This is a genomic window from Glycomyces sp. YM15 (assembly GCF_016918015.1).
Lineage (GTDB): Bacteria > Actinomycetota > Actinomycetes > Mycobacteriales > Micromonosporaceae > Glycomyces.
In genome coordinates, this window is sequence record NZ_JAERMK010000022.1 from 12,913 (window position 1) to 26,481 (window position 13,569).

The window sequence follows — 13,569 nt, forward strand, 5'->3', positions numbered from 1 at the left end:
CGAACGAGACTCACTCAACCGACCCGATGCACCGAATCGGGAGCGAATACTCTCCTAGGGCTTGGAGCACGGCCGGGCCGGTTCGGCCCGGCCGTTCACTCCTCCATGCCGAAGTCGCGCAGCATCGACTTGATCTGGGCCTTGTAGAACTCGTCGATGTTGTCCTGCACCGGCAGTGACCCGAACGCCTCCATGGTGACCAGGCCGAACACGCGCACCCAGGCCGAGGCGAACGCGTACACCCACGACACCGGCAGTCGTTCGCCGATGATCATCGCGGAGCAGCTCTCGACGAGCTCCTGCTTGAGCCCTTCCGACATCTCGGGCATCGCGGCCGCGCCGAAATCGAAGCCCTCGCCCTCGGTCTGACGGTAGAACCCGGCGAGTTCGCGCCCGCACATCTGCGCGTGCTCCATCGACTTCAGCGTCACCGGGTCGAATGCCCCGGAGTCGATGGTCTTCGGGTCGGCGCAGATCGACATCGCGCTGTTGCCCTCGGGGTAGCTGATCATGAGTTCGAATTCGCGGCGATTGCCCACTGACCAGGCACGGAACGCCCAAACCCAGGCCTTCATCCGTTCGAGGTGCGCCTCGGGCGGTGCTTCGTCCATCGCTTCGCGGGTAGCGGAGATAAGTTCGTCGTAGAGGTCGCAGCACAGCTCCATCAGGAGCGCGTCGAGGCTGTCGAAGTAGCGGTACAGCGCTGCGGCGGTGACGCCGACGTCGCGGGCGATGGCGCGCAAGGAGATGCCGCTCGGGCCATGTTGCAGCAGTTGGCTTCTGGCGCTCGCCTTGATCTCGGCGATCGTCTCGGCGCGCATCCGTTCGCGACGGGACGGGCCTCCCGCGGTGGTCGAGGTCACTGCTCTCCTCAGGCTACGACTTGGTAAACGGTGTTGACTCATTCAATGGGCGTTTATTAAAGTGAACATCGTTAGCTAACTAATCAACGCTCACCATCCTACCGCCAGGCGCCCCTCGTGCACCAGCGGTCAATGCCTCCCTTATAGGAGAAGCACATGTACTCCCTGCTAGGCAGAGCGGTCATCAAGGCCCGCTGGTTCATCGTCGCCGCCATAGCCGCGGTCTTCGCGGTCGGCGCGACTTGGGGCCTCGGCGTCTTCGACGAGTTCACGGACGGCGGCTACGTTTCCCAGGAGTCCCGGTCGGTGCTCGACGCCGAGGCGATCGAGGAGGAGTTCGGCTCCACCGGAGCCGAGGTCGTGGTCCTGTACGAGTCCGAGACTTTGACCGTGGACGACCCGGCGTTCGCCGCGGCCGTCGAGAGCGCCGTCGCCGACATCGACGCGATCGACGAGGTCGAGAGTGTGACCTCCTACTACGACACGCAGCTGCCCTCGTTCGTCTCCGAGGACGGGCACGCGACCTACGCGGCCGTCTCGCTCGCAGGCTCCTCCGACGAGGCCCAGGCCGAGGTGTTCGAGACGATCGAAGGCGAGCTGCGGGACGCCGGGGACACCGGCGACCTCACCGTCTCGCTCGGCGGCGGCGCGGCGATCTTCGCCGACCTGAACGAGCAGGTCCAGCACGACCTCGAGATCGCCGAGATGATCTCGATGCCGATCCTGCTGCTCATCATGATCGTGGTCTTCGGCGCCCTGGTGGCCGCCTCGCTGCCGCTGCTCATCGGCGGCATGTCGATCCTCGGCGGCTTCGCGATCACCCGCGTCATCACCGAGTTCACCGACGTCTCGGTCTTCGCCGCGAACGTCATCACCATCATCGGCCTCGGCATGTCCATCGACTACTCGCTGTTCGTCCTGCGGCGCTTCAGGGAGGAACTCGCCGCCGGCCGCGACAAGCGCCGCGCGGTGCTGAACACCGTCGCCACCGCCGGGCGCACCGTGATGGTCTCCGGCGTCATCATCGTGCTCTCGATGGGCGGTCTGCTCCTGGTCGACGTGCCGTTCCTGCACGGCATCGCGTACGGCGTCATGTCCGCCGTCGGCGTCGCCATGCTCTCGGCGCTCGTGGCGCTCCCCGCGCTGCTCTACCTGCTCGGCCACCGCGTCGACAAGGGCCGCCTGCCCTGGCGGAAGAACAAGGAGCCGAAGACCGACACCGGGTTCTGGCACGGCCTCGCGGCCGGTGTGATGCGCCGTCCCGTGCTCGTGCTGCTGCCCGTCCTCGCGTTCATGGCGCTGCTCGCCAGCCCGATCCTGGGCGTCCAGTTCGGCGGCGTCGACGAGCGCGACATGCCCGAGGACGCCGAGTCGCGCGTGGTCACCGAGACCATCGCCGCCGGTTTCCCCGGCGGGGACGAGGAGCGGTTCCAGGTCATGGTCACCGGTGGCCAAGAAGCCGCCTCGGAGGCCGCCGAAGCGCTTCTGGCGCTCGACAGCGTCGACGACGTCCTGCCTGCGGCCCAGCCGACCTCCGACGCCGCCCTCTTCGACGTCCTCTACGACCTCGACCCGTTCAGCGCCGAGGCCCGCGCCCTCATCGAGGACGCCCGCGCCATCGACGTGGAGGGCGCCGAGCTGTACGTGACCGGCGGCGCCTCCGACCGGGTGGACATGCTCGACGCCATCGGCGAGGGACTGCCCTACATGCTCGGCTACATCGTCATCGTCACCATGGTGGTGCTGTTCCTGGCCTTCGGCTCGATCGTGCTGCCGATCAAGGCGGTCCTGATGAACGCCGTCTCGCTCGGCGCCGCGCTCGGGGTGGTGGTGTGGATCTTCCAGGAAGGACACCTGTCCGGCGTGCTGGGCTTCACGCCCTCGGGCTACATCGACCCGTCGAACCTGCTGCTCATGATCGCGCTGCTCTTCGCCCTCGCCACCGACTACGAGGTCTTCCTGCTCTCGCGGGTGCGCGAGGAGTGGGACAAGGGGGCCGACAACCGCACCGCCGTGCTGCGCGGCATGCAGTCCACGGGCTCGATCATCACCGCCGCCGCCTTGATCCTCATCGTGGTGGTGGGGGCGTTCGCCTTCAGCGGCATCACCTTCATGAAGATGATCGGCCTGGGCATGGCGATCGCGATCTTCCTCGACGCCACGGTCGTGCGGATGCTCCTCGTGCCCGCCACGATGCGCCTGCTGGGCCGCGCGAACTGGTGGGTCCCGGGCCCGCTGGGGCGGCTCTACTCCAAATACGGGATCAAGGAGGGCGACGGCTCCGTTGCGCCCGTTGAGGAGCGGTCGCACGTTCGGGTCTGACCGCGGCCCGACACCAGCGTAGCGGCGGCCCGTCCGGAAACACTCCCGGACGGGCCGCTTCGCGTTTCAGAAGTGACGGTTGCGCACTACAGGAACGATTCCGCACTGCGGCCCGAAAGATATCGAGGAATTTAAGTCGGAGCATTGACAAGAGGCAAGCGGTTGCATAGCCTGATGTGATCTAGGAGCCGACCCCCCCTCCGAAAGGTCCCAATACCTTATGACCGACAACGATGTCGCTGTGGTGCGCCCGAAGCAGCGCAGCTCGGGAGCACCCCCCGGGCCCGCAGCCTCCGCACCCTCCATGAGACCCGAACGGGTTCGCGGGAGGGCCCGCAGGTCCATCCGCTCCCGCGAGCGGTGGGCCGCGCTGAGCTTCCTGTCGCCATGGCTGATCGGCCTCCTGGCCATCACCATCGGGCCCATGATCGCCTCGTTCTATCTCTCGTTCACCGACTACAGCCTCGGCTACGGCGAATGGGTGGGCGGCGAGAACTACGCGCGCATGCTCGACGACCCGCGCCTCGCCAACGCCATCAAGGTCACCGCCGTCTACACCTTCGTGTCGGTGCCCCTGCAGCTCGCGGCGGCGCTCCTCCTCGCGATCGTGCTCGACCGCGGACTGCGCGGCATGGCCTTCTACCGCTCGATCTTCTACCTGCCCTCGCTGCTCGGCGGCTCCGTCGCCATCGCGATCATGTGGCGGCAGGTCTTCGGCACCGAAGGGCTCGTGAACCAGGTCCTCGCGATCTTCGGCATCCAGGGCGAAGGCTGGGTCTCCCACCCCGACTACGCGCTCGGCACCCTGATCATCCTGCACGTGTGGACCTTCGGTTCGCCGATGATCATCTTCCTCGCGGGCCTGCGGCAGATCCCCACCATGTACTACGAGGCCGCCAAGATCGACGGCGCCGGCGTGATGCAGCGGTTCGTGAGCGTCACGCTGCCGCTGCTGACCCCCATCATCTTCTTCAACCTCGTGCTGCAGATCATCAACTCGTTCCAGTCCTTCACGCAGGCGTTCATCATCTCCAGCGGCAAGGGCGGTCCGGCCGACTCCACGATGTTCCTGACGCTGTACCTCTACGACCAGGGCTTCACCCAGTTCGACATGGGGTACGCCTCGGCCATCGCCTGGCTCCTGCTGGCCATCATCGCGATCTTCACCGCGCTCAACTTCCTGATGTCGAAATTCTGGGTGTTCTATGGCGACAATGACTGAGACTCCGACCCCCGCGCCGTCCAAGCCGCGCGCGAAGCAGAGCCCCGCGACCCTCGGGGTCAAGCGCTTCGTGTTCCACCTGGTGCTCATCGGTGCCGCGATGGTCATGATCTACCCGCTGCTGTGGATGCTCTCGGCCAGCCTCAAGCCGATCGACGAGATCTTCGCCGACCCCGGTCTCATCCCATCCACCTGGGAATGGGGCAACTACGCCGACGGCTGGAACGCCCTGCCCCACCCGTTCGAGAAGTACATCTGGAACTCGATGATCATCGTGGCCGGGTCCATCCTCGGCAACCTGGTGTCCTGCTCCATGGCCGCCTACGCCTTCGCGAGGCTCCGGTTCCCCATGCGCGGCATGCTCTTCGCGATCATGCTCGGCACCATCATGCTGCCGATCCACGTCGTGATCATCCCGCAGTACATCCTGTTCAACAACCTCGGCTGGGTCGACACCTTCTGGCCCCTCATCGTGCCGAAGCTGCTGGCGACCGACGCGTTCTTCATCTTCCTCATGGTCCAGTTCATCCGCGGCCTGCCGAAGGAGCTCGACGAGGCCGCCTCCATCGACGGCTGCGGCTACTGGGGCACCTACCTCCGCGTCATCATGCCGCTGTGCATGCCCGCGCTCGCCACCACCGCGATCTTCACCTTCATCTGGACCTGGAACGACTTCTACTCGCAGCTGATCTACCTGCGCGACATCGACCTCCAGACGGTGCCGCTCGCGTTGCGCCTGTTCATGGACTCGACGGGCACCACCAACTGGGGTGCGCTCTTCGCCATGTCTATTGTGGCTCTTGGCCCGATCTTCGGGTTCTTCCTCGCCGGCCAGCGCTACCTCGTTCGGGGTATCGCCACCACCGGCATCAAGTAAACCGGCAACCAACCCTCACGCAGTCCTGAAAGGACCACGACAATGAAGTCATCCAACCCCTCGGGCGTCTCTCGGAGAACGCTCGCCAAGGCCGGGATCTTCGGCGCCGCCTCCGCACCCCTCCTCGCGGCCTGCGGCAACGACGGCGGCGGCGGGGCCGACAAGGGCGACGGCGAACTGGACTTCTGGTGGTGGGGTTCCGACCCGCGCCACGAGTACACCCAGAAGATCGTCGACGCCTTCCTCGCGAAGAACGACGGCATCACGATCAAGCCCAGCCCGAACGAGTTCGACGCCTACTGGGACGCCCTGAACGTCTCGGTCTCCGGCGGCAACGCGCCCGACGTCCTCCAGCAGGACGAGCGCTACCTGCGCGACTACGCCGACAAGAACGCCCTTCTCGCGCTCGACGACATCGGCATCGACCTGTCGAACGTCGACGAGGCCGCCATCAAGGCCGGGCAGCTCGACGGCGAGACCTACGGCATCGCGACGGGTCTGAACTCGTTGTGCCTCATGGTCAACCCGGTCCTCCTGGAGGCCTCCGGCGTCGCCATGCCCGACGACAAGACCTGGACCTGGGCCGACTTCCAGCAGTTCATCGTCGACATCACCAACGGCGGCGACGCGATCGGCAACTCCGGCATCTCGTTCAACAACGAGTCGTTGTTCAACGTGTTCGCCCGCCAGAAGGGCGAGAGCCTCTACACGCCCGAAGGCAAGCTCGGCTTCAGCGACGCCACCATGAACGAGTGGTGGCAGATGGTCGTCGATCTGCGCGACGCGGGGGCCATCCCCGAGCCGAGCAAGATCGTCGAGGCCTACGCGGCCGGCCAGGACCAGGCCCCGCTGGCGACCGGCACCGGCGTCACCGAGTTCTACTGGACCAACCAGGTCGGCGCGATCCAGAAGGTGCTCGGCGGCGAGCTCGTGCTGCTGCGCATCCCGGGTGAGTCCGCGGGCGCGCAGCCGGGCATGTACCTCAAGTCGGCCATGTTCTGGTCGATCGCCCGGTCCACCTCGGACCAGGCCGCCGCCGCGAAGCTGGTGGACTTCCTGCTCAACGACGACGCCTCGATCGACCTCATGCTCGGGGACCGGGGTCTGCCGTCCAACACGGCGCAGCGCGACCGCGTGCTGCCGATGCTCCCGCCGGACCAGGCGCTGGCCGCGGACTTCATCGCGGCGCTCACCCCCGACCTGGTCGAGGGCCCGCCGGTGCCGCCGGTCGGCGCCGGCGGCGTGGCCGACGTGATGCTGGGCCTGTACGAGACCCTGCTGTTCGACTCGACCTCCGTCGAGGAGACCACGGCCGGGTTCATCGAGCAGACGAACGCTGCAATCGGATCCTAGAGTCACTTGACAATCACATCGAGTGAGTTATACTCAAGGGGAAGGGTGAACTCGAGAGAGTCCGCCCTTCCTCTTTGTCCGGCGCGAGTTCAGTTTCGATCCCCGGACGGAAAAGGACACCTCGTGACAAGCCGTCCGCAACGGCAGTCGATTTGTCGCCCGCTCGGACCGCTCCGTATGATTGGTAGGATGACCAGCCAGTTCGTGCTCACGCTCTCGTGCCCCGACCGCCTCGGCATCGTGTACGCCGTCTCGGGTTTCCTGACCCGCCGCGACGCCAACATCGAGGACTCCCAGCAGTTCTCCGAGCACGGATCGGGTCGCTTCTTCATGCGGGTCGAGTTCAACACCGCCGCTCAGCGCGACGAACTGGCCGTCGGCTTCACCGAGGTCGCCCGCGAATTCGACATGGACTGGCACCTCCACGACCGCGCCGTCAAGCGCCGCGTCCTCATCATGGCCTCCAAGCAGGGCCACTGCCTCAACGACCTGCTCTACCGCTTCCGCATCGGCGCCCTCCACGGCGAAGCCGCGGCGGTCGTCTCCAACCACCCCGACTGGGCCGACCTCGCCGCCTCCTCGGGCGTGCCCTTCCACTACCTGCCCGTCGGCCCGGAGGGCAAAGCGGTGCAGGAGCAGCGAATCCTCGACCTCATCGAAGAGGAACGCATCGACACCGTGGTCCTGGCCCGCTACATGCAGATCCTCTCCTCGGACTTCTGCGCCAAACTCCCCGGGAAGATCCTCAACATCCACCACTCCTTCCTGCCGAGCTTCAAGGGCGCCAAGCCCTACCACCAAGCCCATGAACGCGGCGTCAAGCTCATCGGCGCGACCTGCCACTACGTCACCGCCGACCTCGACGAGGGCCCCATCATCGAGCAGGAGGTCGCCCGCGTCGACCACGCGCACAGCCCCGAGGAGCTCGTGGCCGCCGGACGCGACCTCGAATCGACCTGCCTCGCCCGCGGCCTGGCCGCCCACCTGGACGACCGCGTCCTCATCAACGGCACCAAGACGGTGGTTTTCCGCTAGCGGATAATCATGCCCGTGACTGACCAACGCGAGATCGTGCTCCTGGGGTCCACCGGCTCCATCGGCACCCAGGCCATCGACATCGTCCGCGCCAACCCCGACCGCTTCCGCGTCGTCGGCATCGGCGCGGGCGGCGGCAACCCGGCGCTCCTGGCCGAGCAGGCGATCGAACTGGGGGTCGACGTCGTCGCGGTCGCCGACGCCAAGTCCCTCGAGGACATCCAATTGCGGCTGTTCGCCGCCGCCACCAAGGCGGGCTGGACCTCCGGCGACGCCAGAATGCCGAAGCTCATCGCCGGCCGCAGCGCCATGACCGAACTCGCGGCCTGGCCCTGCGACACCGTCCTCAACGGCATCAACGGCTCCATCGGCCTCGAACCGACGCTCGCCGCCCTCAAAGCGGGACGCCAAGTGGCCCTCGCCAACAAGGAGTCCCTCGTCGCGGGCGGTCCGCTCGTGCGAGATCTCGCGAAACCCGGCCAGCTGGTCCCGGTCGACTCCGAGCACTCCGCACTGGCCCAGTGCCTGCGCTCCGGTTCGATGGAACGGGTCGCCAAGCTCGTGCTCACCGCCTCGGGCGGGCCGTTCCGCGGGAAGACCCGCGACCGGCTCGCCGAGGTCACCGTCGACCAGGCCCTCGCGCACCCGACCTGGGCGATGGGCCCGGTCGTCACGATCAACTCCGCGACCATGGTGAACAAGGCCCTCGAAGTGATCGAGGCCCACGAGCTCTTCGACGTCCCGTATGACGACATCGAGGTCGTGGTGCACCCGCAGTCGGTGATCCACTCGATGGTCGAGTTCACCGACGGCTCCACCATCGCCCAGGCCTCTCCGCCGGACATGCGCCTGCCCATCGGCCACGCGCTCGCCTGGCCGGACCGCCTCCCCGGGTCCGCCAGTCCCGTCGACTGGACCGAAGCCGCCGACTGGCACTTCGAGCCGCTCGACGCGACCGCGTTCCCGGCGGTCGCCCTCGCCAAGGACGCCGGTCGCGCCGGCGGCCTCATGCCCGCGGTTTACAACGCCGCCAACGAGGAAGCCGTCGCGGCCTTCCGCGACGGGCGGCTTCCGTTCCTCGGCATCGTCGACACCATTGAAGCCGTCCTCGCCGCCGCCCCGAAGTTCGAGCGACCCTCCAGTGTCGCAGACGTACTCGAAGCGGAGAACTGGGCGCGCGCGTGCGCCCGACGGCTAGTGTTGGACGCGTCCGAGCGTTAGAAGGAGACCGAATTGCTGGCCTACATCACCGGGATCGTCCTGTTCGCGTTGGCGATCCTCATCTCCGTGAGCCTGCACGAATTCGGCCACATGCTCACGGCCAAGGGCTTCGGCATGAAGGTCACCCGCTACTTCGTGGGCTTCGGCCCCACCCTGTGGTCGTTTCACAAGGGAGAGACCGAATACGGCCTCAAAGGCATCCCGCTCGGCGGGTTCGTCAAGATCGTCGGCATGACCCCGCTCGAAGAGGATGAGGAAGACCTCGACGAGACGGACAAGAAGCGGGTGTTCTGGCGCAAGCCCCTGTGGCAGCGCACGATCGTGCTCGCGGCCGGATCGGTCACCCACTTCATCATCGGCTTCGTCGCCCTGTGGATCCTCGTCGCCTTCGTCGGCGTCACCCAGAACCCGGCCTACGCCGAGCAGGTGACCGAGTCGGAGCAGCACGCGCGGGTCTCCGTGGCCCCGTGCGTCGAGTCCGCCGACTCGGCCGCCGCCGCGGGAGCATGCCCCGAAGGCCAGATCGAGGGCCCGGCCTACGCCGCCGGCATCCAGGACGGCGACGCGATCACCTCGGTCGGCGGCACCGCCGTCACCGACTGGAAGTCGCTCGTCGCCACGGTCTCCGGCCTCACCCCGGACCAGCCGGTCGCCGTCACCGTCGACTCGGACGGCACCGAGAAGACGGCCGAGGTCGTCCCGTACGCCGCCACCGTCGAGAACGAGGACGGCACGACCGACACGGTCGCGCGCCTGGGCGTGTACATCTATGCCGACCCCGCGATCGCCCCGACCATCGCCGTCGGCCCGATCGACGGCATCGGCGAGACCTTCAGCACCACCGGGGACATGTTCAGGGAGACGTTCATCGCCCTGGGCCAGCTGCCCTCGAAGATCCCGCCGCTGTGGGACGCGATCATGGGCGGCGAGCGCAGCGCCGACTCGCCCGTCAGCGTCGTGGGCGCCTCGCGCCTCGGCGGCGAAATGGTCCAGTACGACCAGTGGGCGATGTTCTTCATGCTCCTGGTGGTCCTCAACTACTTCATCGGCATCTTCAACCTGCTGCCGCTCCTGCCGATGGACGGCGGACACATCGCCATCGCCTGGTACGAGAAGGCCCGCTCGTGGGTCGCCGCCAGGCGCGGCCGGCCCGACCCCGGGCGTGTCGATTACATGAAACTCATGCCGCTGACCTACGCTGTCATCGTCCTCCTGGGCGGCTTCATGCTGCTGACGATCACCGCAGACATCGTCAACCCGATCACTATCTTCAACTAACCCGCGAATCAAGGTGGAAGCTAGCCCCATGACCGCAGTGAACCTCGGTATCCCCACCAAGCGCCACGACCACGAGATCGAGCCGCTCGCCCCGCGCCGCCGGACCCGGCAGCTCAACGTCGGCGGCGTGCTCGTGGGCGGCGGCGCCCCCATCAGCGTCCAGTCGATGACCACCACCCGGACCTCGGACATCGGCGCGACGCTGCAGCAGATCGCCGAGCTCACCGCCACCGGCTGCAACATCGTGCGCGTCGCGTGTCCCACCCAGGACGACGCCGACGCGCTCAAGATCATCGCCAAGCAGTCGCAGATCCCGGTCATCGCCGACATCCACTTCCAGCCGAAGTACGTGTTCGCCGCGATCGACGCCGGGTGCGCCGCCGTGCGCGTCAACCCCGGCAACATCAAGCAGTTCGACGACCGCGTGGGGGAGATCGCCAAGGCCGCGAAGGACGCCGGGACGCCGATCCGCATCGGCGTGAACGCCGGCTCGCTCGACAAGCGCCTGCTCCAGAAGTACGGCAAGGCCACCCCGGAGGCGCTGGTCGAATCCGCGCTGTGGGAGGCCTCGCTGTTCGAGGAGCACGACTTCCGCGACATCAAGATCTCCGTCAAGCACAACGACCCGGTCGTCATGATCAAGGCCTACCGGCTCCTGTCGCAACAGTGCGAGTACCCGCTGCACCTGGGCGTCACCGAGGCCGGGCCCGCCTTCCAGGGCACCATCAAGTCCGCCGCCGCGTTCGGCGCGCTGCTCGCCGAGGGCATCGGCGACACCATCCGCGTCTCCCTCTCGGCCCCGCCGGTCGAGGAGGTCAAGGTCGGCAACCAGATCCTGGAGTCGATGGGCCTCAAGGAACGGGGCCTGGAGATCGTCTCCTGCCCCTCGTGCGGCCGCGCCCAGGTGGACGTGTACACGCTTGCCGAGCAGGTCACGGCCGGGCTCGAGGGATTGCCCGTGCCGCTGCGCGTGGCCGTGATGGGATGCGTCGTGAACGGGCCCGGCGAGGCCCGCGAGGCCGACCTGGGCGTCGCGAGCGGCAACGGCAAGGGCCAGATCTTCGTCAAGGGCGAGGTCATCCGGACCGTGCCCGAGTCGCAGATCGTGGAGACCCTCATCGAGGAGGCCGTGAAGCTGGCCGAGGCGATGGGCGCGGACCTGCCCGAGGAGCTCAAGGGCCTCGCAGGACCGGTCGTCCAAGTTCACTGACGGGACTGTCGGATCGCCGACTCACCCGTCGGCGATCCTTCCCTAGACTCAGCGGTAGCGCCAGTTGAGGGCCTCACGGCGCGTCATGGAAGCCGACATTCGTCCCATCTTGTGCGAGATTCCACAAAGGTGACTCAGGGGGATTCCGCCGAACCGCCGCCCGCTGCCGCGCATAATGACTTCCGTGCGTGTCAAGCGCAGCTCGACGGCTGCGTCCGCGAAAGGGGAGCGACCGGCATGGGGAAGTTCGAACGACAGATTTCCGAGGGCGTCACCAAGTACTACTGGTACCCCGGCGAGAAGATCGACTGGATCAGGGGCGTGCTGACCGTTCTCGGGGGCGGCCTGCTGTTCGTCCTGATCTTCGTGGTCACCAAGAACAGCCTCCTCGCCGCGGTCATCTCGGGCACCGCCGTTCAGGCGGTCGTCGGCGCCTACCTGGGTCGGCGCGACGCCGCGGGCCTCTCGGAGTTCCACGACCCGGCGACCGAGCGCCGCGAAGCCGTCGTGGACGGGACCCGCGCCGCCTGGCGCGGCACCTTGCAGGGCCTGCTGTGCGCCGGATCGGCCATGCTCGTGCTGAACATGCCGCACTCGGGGTTCCTCGCCGACTGGGTGCTGCCGTTCGTCCCCTCGATCGTCGGCGCGCTCGCGCATTCCGGTGGGATGCTCTGGGAGCGGCTGGCGCAGGAGGTGTCCTCCTCTGATGCGGTGGCCGCCGCGGAATCGGGCGCGGAAGTGCCCACGAAGGCGCTCGAAGCCGCATAATGCTCAGCGTTCGTGAAGGCCCGCGGCCGATGCGAAGGCTGCGGGCCCTCACGCGTGCAGGTGGGTGCGGTGAGCCGACGCGGGGCGACTGCACGCCGCCTGGGTTGGTCAGGCGGGGCGCTCGACCGCGGGAGGTGTCGTACACCGGGCCCGGGTTGAGCCGGGCCGTGGAACTCCTGCGGGAGCCGCGCCCCGCGCCGGCTCGGCAGGGGAGGCCTGAGCATCCTCGGAGAGTCGTGCGGGGTCCCGGACAGGCCCGTTCCGAAGTGCTCGGACACGGGTTCGCCGGTTTCCTCAGGATGCTGCCTGACGAGCCGGAACGCAAGCGTTTTTGGTGTGCGCGGAGGCGCCTTTCCGCGTCGTCTCGGTAACGGAGGCTCCGGGCGGTCTGCGGCTCACTCGTTTCGCCCCGGCCGGTCCCGCGCGCCACTCCGGTTAGGCTTGACCGATGCAAACCCGTCCCGCGCTGCGCCCAGGCAGGCAGAGCCCCCGCAGGAGCGTCCCCGACGCCATCGAGCGGCCCGAGTACGTCGGCAAGCCCGTGCCCACGCCGTTCACCGGCTCAGAGGTCAAGGACGCCGAGACGATCGAACGGATGCGCGTCGCCGGCCGCATCGCCGCCGACGCCCTCGAGACCGTCGGCAAGTCCGTCGTCCCCGGCATCACCACCGACGAGCTCGACCGCATCGTCCACGAGTACCTGTGCGACCTCGGCGCCTACCCGTCGACGCTCGGCTACCGCGAGTACCCGAAGTCCTGCTGCACCTCGCTCAACGAGGTCATCTGCCACGGCATCCCCGACTCCACCGTGGTCCAGGACGGCGACATCGTCAACATCGACATCACCGCCTTCATCGGCGGCGTCCACGGCGACTGCAACGCCACGTTCCTCGCGGGCGACGTCTCCCAGGAGGCCCGCGACCTCGTGGAGCGCACCTGGACGGCCACGTGGCGCGGCATCAAGGCCGTCAAGCCCGGCCGCCAGCTCAATGTGGTCGGCAAGGTCATCGAGGCCTACGCGAACCGCTTCGGGTACGGCGTGGTCCGCCAGTTCACAGGCCACGGCATCGGCACGGCCTTCCACTCCGGCCTCTACGTGCCGCACTACGACAACCCCGGACTCGAAGTCGAGATCGAGACCGGCATGACCTTCACGATCGAGCCGATGATCAACCTCGGCACCGCCGAGCACGAGATGTGGGACGACGGCTGGACCGCCGTCACCCGCGATCGCAAGTGGACCGCCCAGTTCGAGCACACGCTGCTCGTCACCGACGACGGCTTCGAGGTCCTCACCATGCCCTCCAGCGGCGTTCCGGCGGGCACCCCCGACGACAAGCGTTGAGTTGCATCGGGTTTCTAGGCTGGGCAGGGCGGCGCCGGTCAGAGAGATGCCGATGTCTCCGAGGGGTTGAGCCGG

General features: G+C 67.5%; 11 protein-coding genes. 10 read left to right on the top strand and 1 reads right to left on the bottom strand.

The features are described from left to right. Positions 1-95: 95 nt before the first annotated feature. Positions 96-863 (bottom strand): TetR/AcrR family transcriptional regulator, encoded by a 768-nt coding sequence (locus tag JHY01_RS21090; protein ID WP_205327671.1) that lies wholly within the window; start codon positions 861-863, stop codon positions 96-98. 156 nt (positions 864-1,019) lie between these two features. On the opposite strand from JHY01_RS21090, the gene JHY01_RS21095 reads away from it, so the two are divergent. From JHY01_RS21095 to map, 10 genes are all read left to right on the top strand, one after another. Beyond that, entirely contained in the window at positions 1,020-3,185 is a 2,166-nt protein-coding gene (locus JHY01_RS21095; protein WP_205327672.1) for an MMPL family transporter, read from the top strand. Positions 3,186-3,405: 220 nt separating this feature from the next. After that, complete coding sequence (locus tag JHY01_RS21100) at positions 3,406-4,407, top strand: carbohydrate ABC transporter permease (protein ID WP_374199561.1); 1,002 nt, start codon at positions 3,406-3,408, stop codon at positions 4,405-4,407. Beyond that, the gene (locus JHY01_RS21105; RefSeq protein WP_374199562.1) at positions 4,391-5,284 is read left to right on the top strand and encodes a carbohydrate ABC transporter permease; all 894 of its coding nucleotides are present in this window, start codon (positions 4,391-4,393) and stop codon (positions 5,282-5,284) included. The genes JHY01_RS21100 and JHY01_RS21105 overlap by 17 nt, the downstream gene beginning before the upstream one ends. Positions 5,285-5,326: 42 nt before the next feature. Next, a complete protein-coding gene (locus JHY01_RS21110; protein ID WP_205327675.1) occupies positions 5,327-6,637 on the top strand; it encodes an ABC transporter substrate-binding protein in 1,311 nt (436 codons plus the stop codon). A gap of 189 nt (positions 6,638-6,826) precedes the next feature. Beyond that, positions 6,827-7,672: a formyltetrahydrofolate deformylase gene (purU, locus tag JHY01_RS21115; RefSeq protein ID WP_205327676.1), complete on the top strand. Its 846-nt coding sequence runs from the start codon at positions 6,827-6,829 to the stop codon at positions 7,670-7,672. A gap of 36 nt (positions 7,673-7,708) precedes the next feature. Beyond that, on the top strand, positions 7,709-8,893 hold the full coding sequence (gene dxr, locus JHY01_RS21120) for a 1-deoxy-D-xylulose-5-phosphate reductoisomerase (RefSeq protein ID WP_374199563.1): 1,185 nt from the start codon (positions 7,709-7,711) through the stop codon (positions 8,891-8,893). A gap of 15 nt (positions 8,894-8,908) precedes the next feature. Next, positions 8,909-10,171 (top strand): site-2 protease family protein, encoded by a 1,263-nt coding sequence (locus JHY01_RS21125; protein ID WP_205327738.1) that lies wholly within the window; start codon positions 8,909-8,911, stop codon positions 10,169-10,171. A gap of 28 nt (positions 10,172-10,199) precedes the next feature. Further along, a complete protein-coding gene (gene ispG / locus JHY01_RS21130; RefSeq protein ID WP_205327678.1) occupies positions 10,200-11,381 on the top strand; it encodes a flavodoxin-dependent (E)-4-hydroxy-3-methylbut-2-enyl-diphosphate synthase in 1,182 nt (393 codons plus the stop codon). Between the two features lie 237 nt (positions 11,382-11,618). Then, positions 11,619-12,149 carry a hypothetical protein gene (locus JHY01_RS21135; RefSeq protein ID WP_205327679.1) on the top strand — a complete coding sequence of 177 codons (531 nt, stop codon included), beginning with the start codon at positions 11,619-11,621 and terminating at the stop codon, positions 12,147-12,149. 448 nt (positions 12,150-12,597) lie between these two features. Continuing rightward, entirely contained in the window at positions 12,598-13,494 is an 897-nt protein-coding gene (map, locus tag JHY01_RS21140) for a type I methionyl aminopeptidase (protein WP_205327680.1), read from the top strand. Positions 13,495-13,569: the final 75 nt, after the last annotated feature.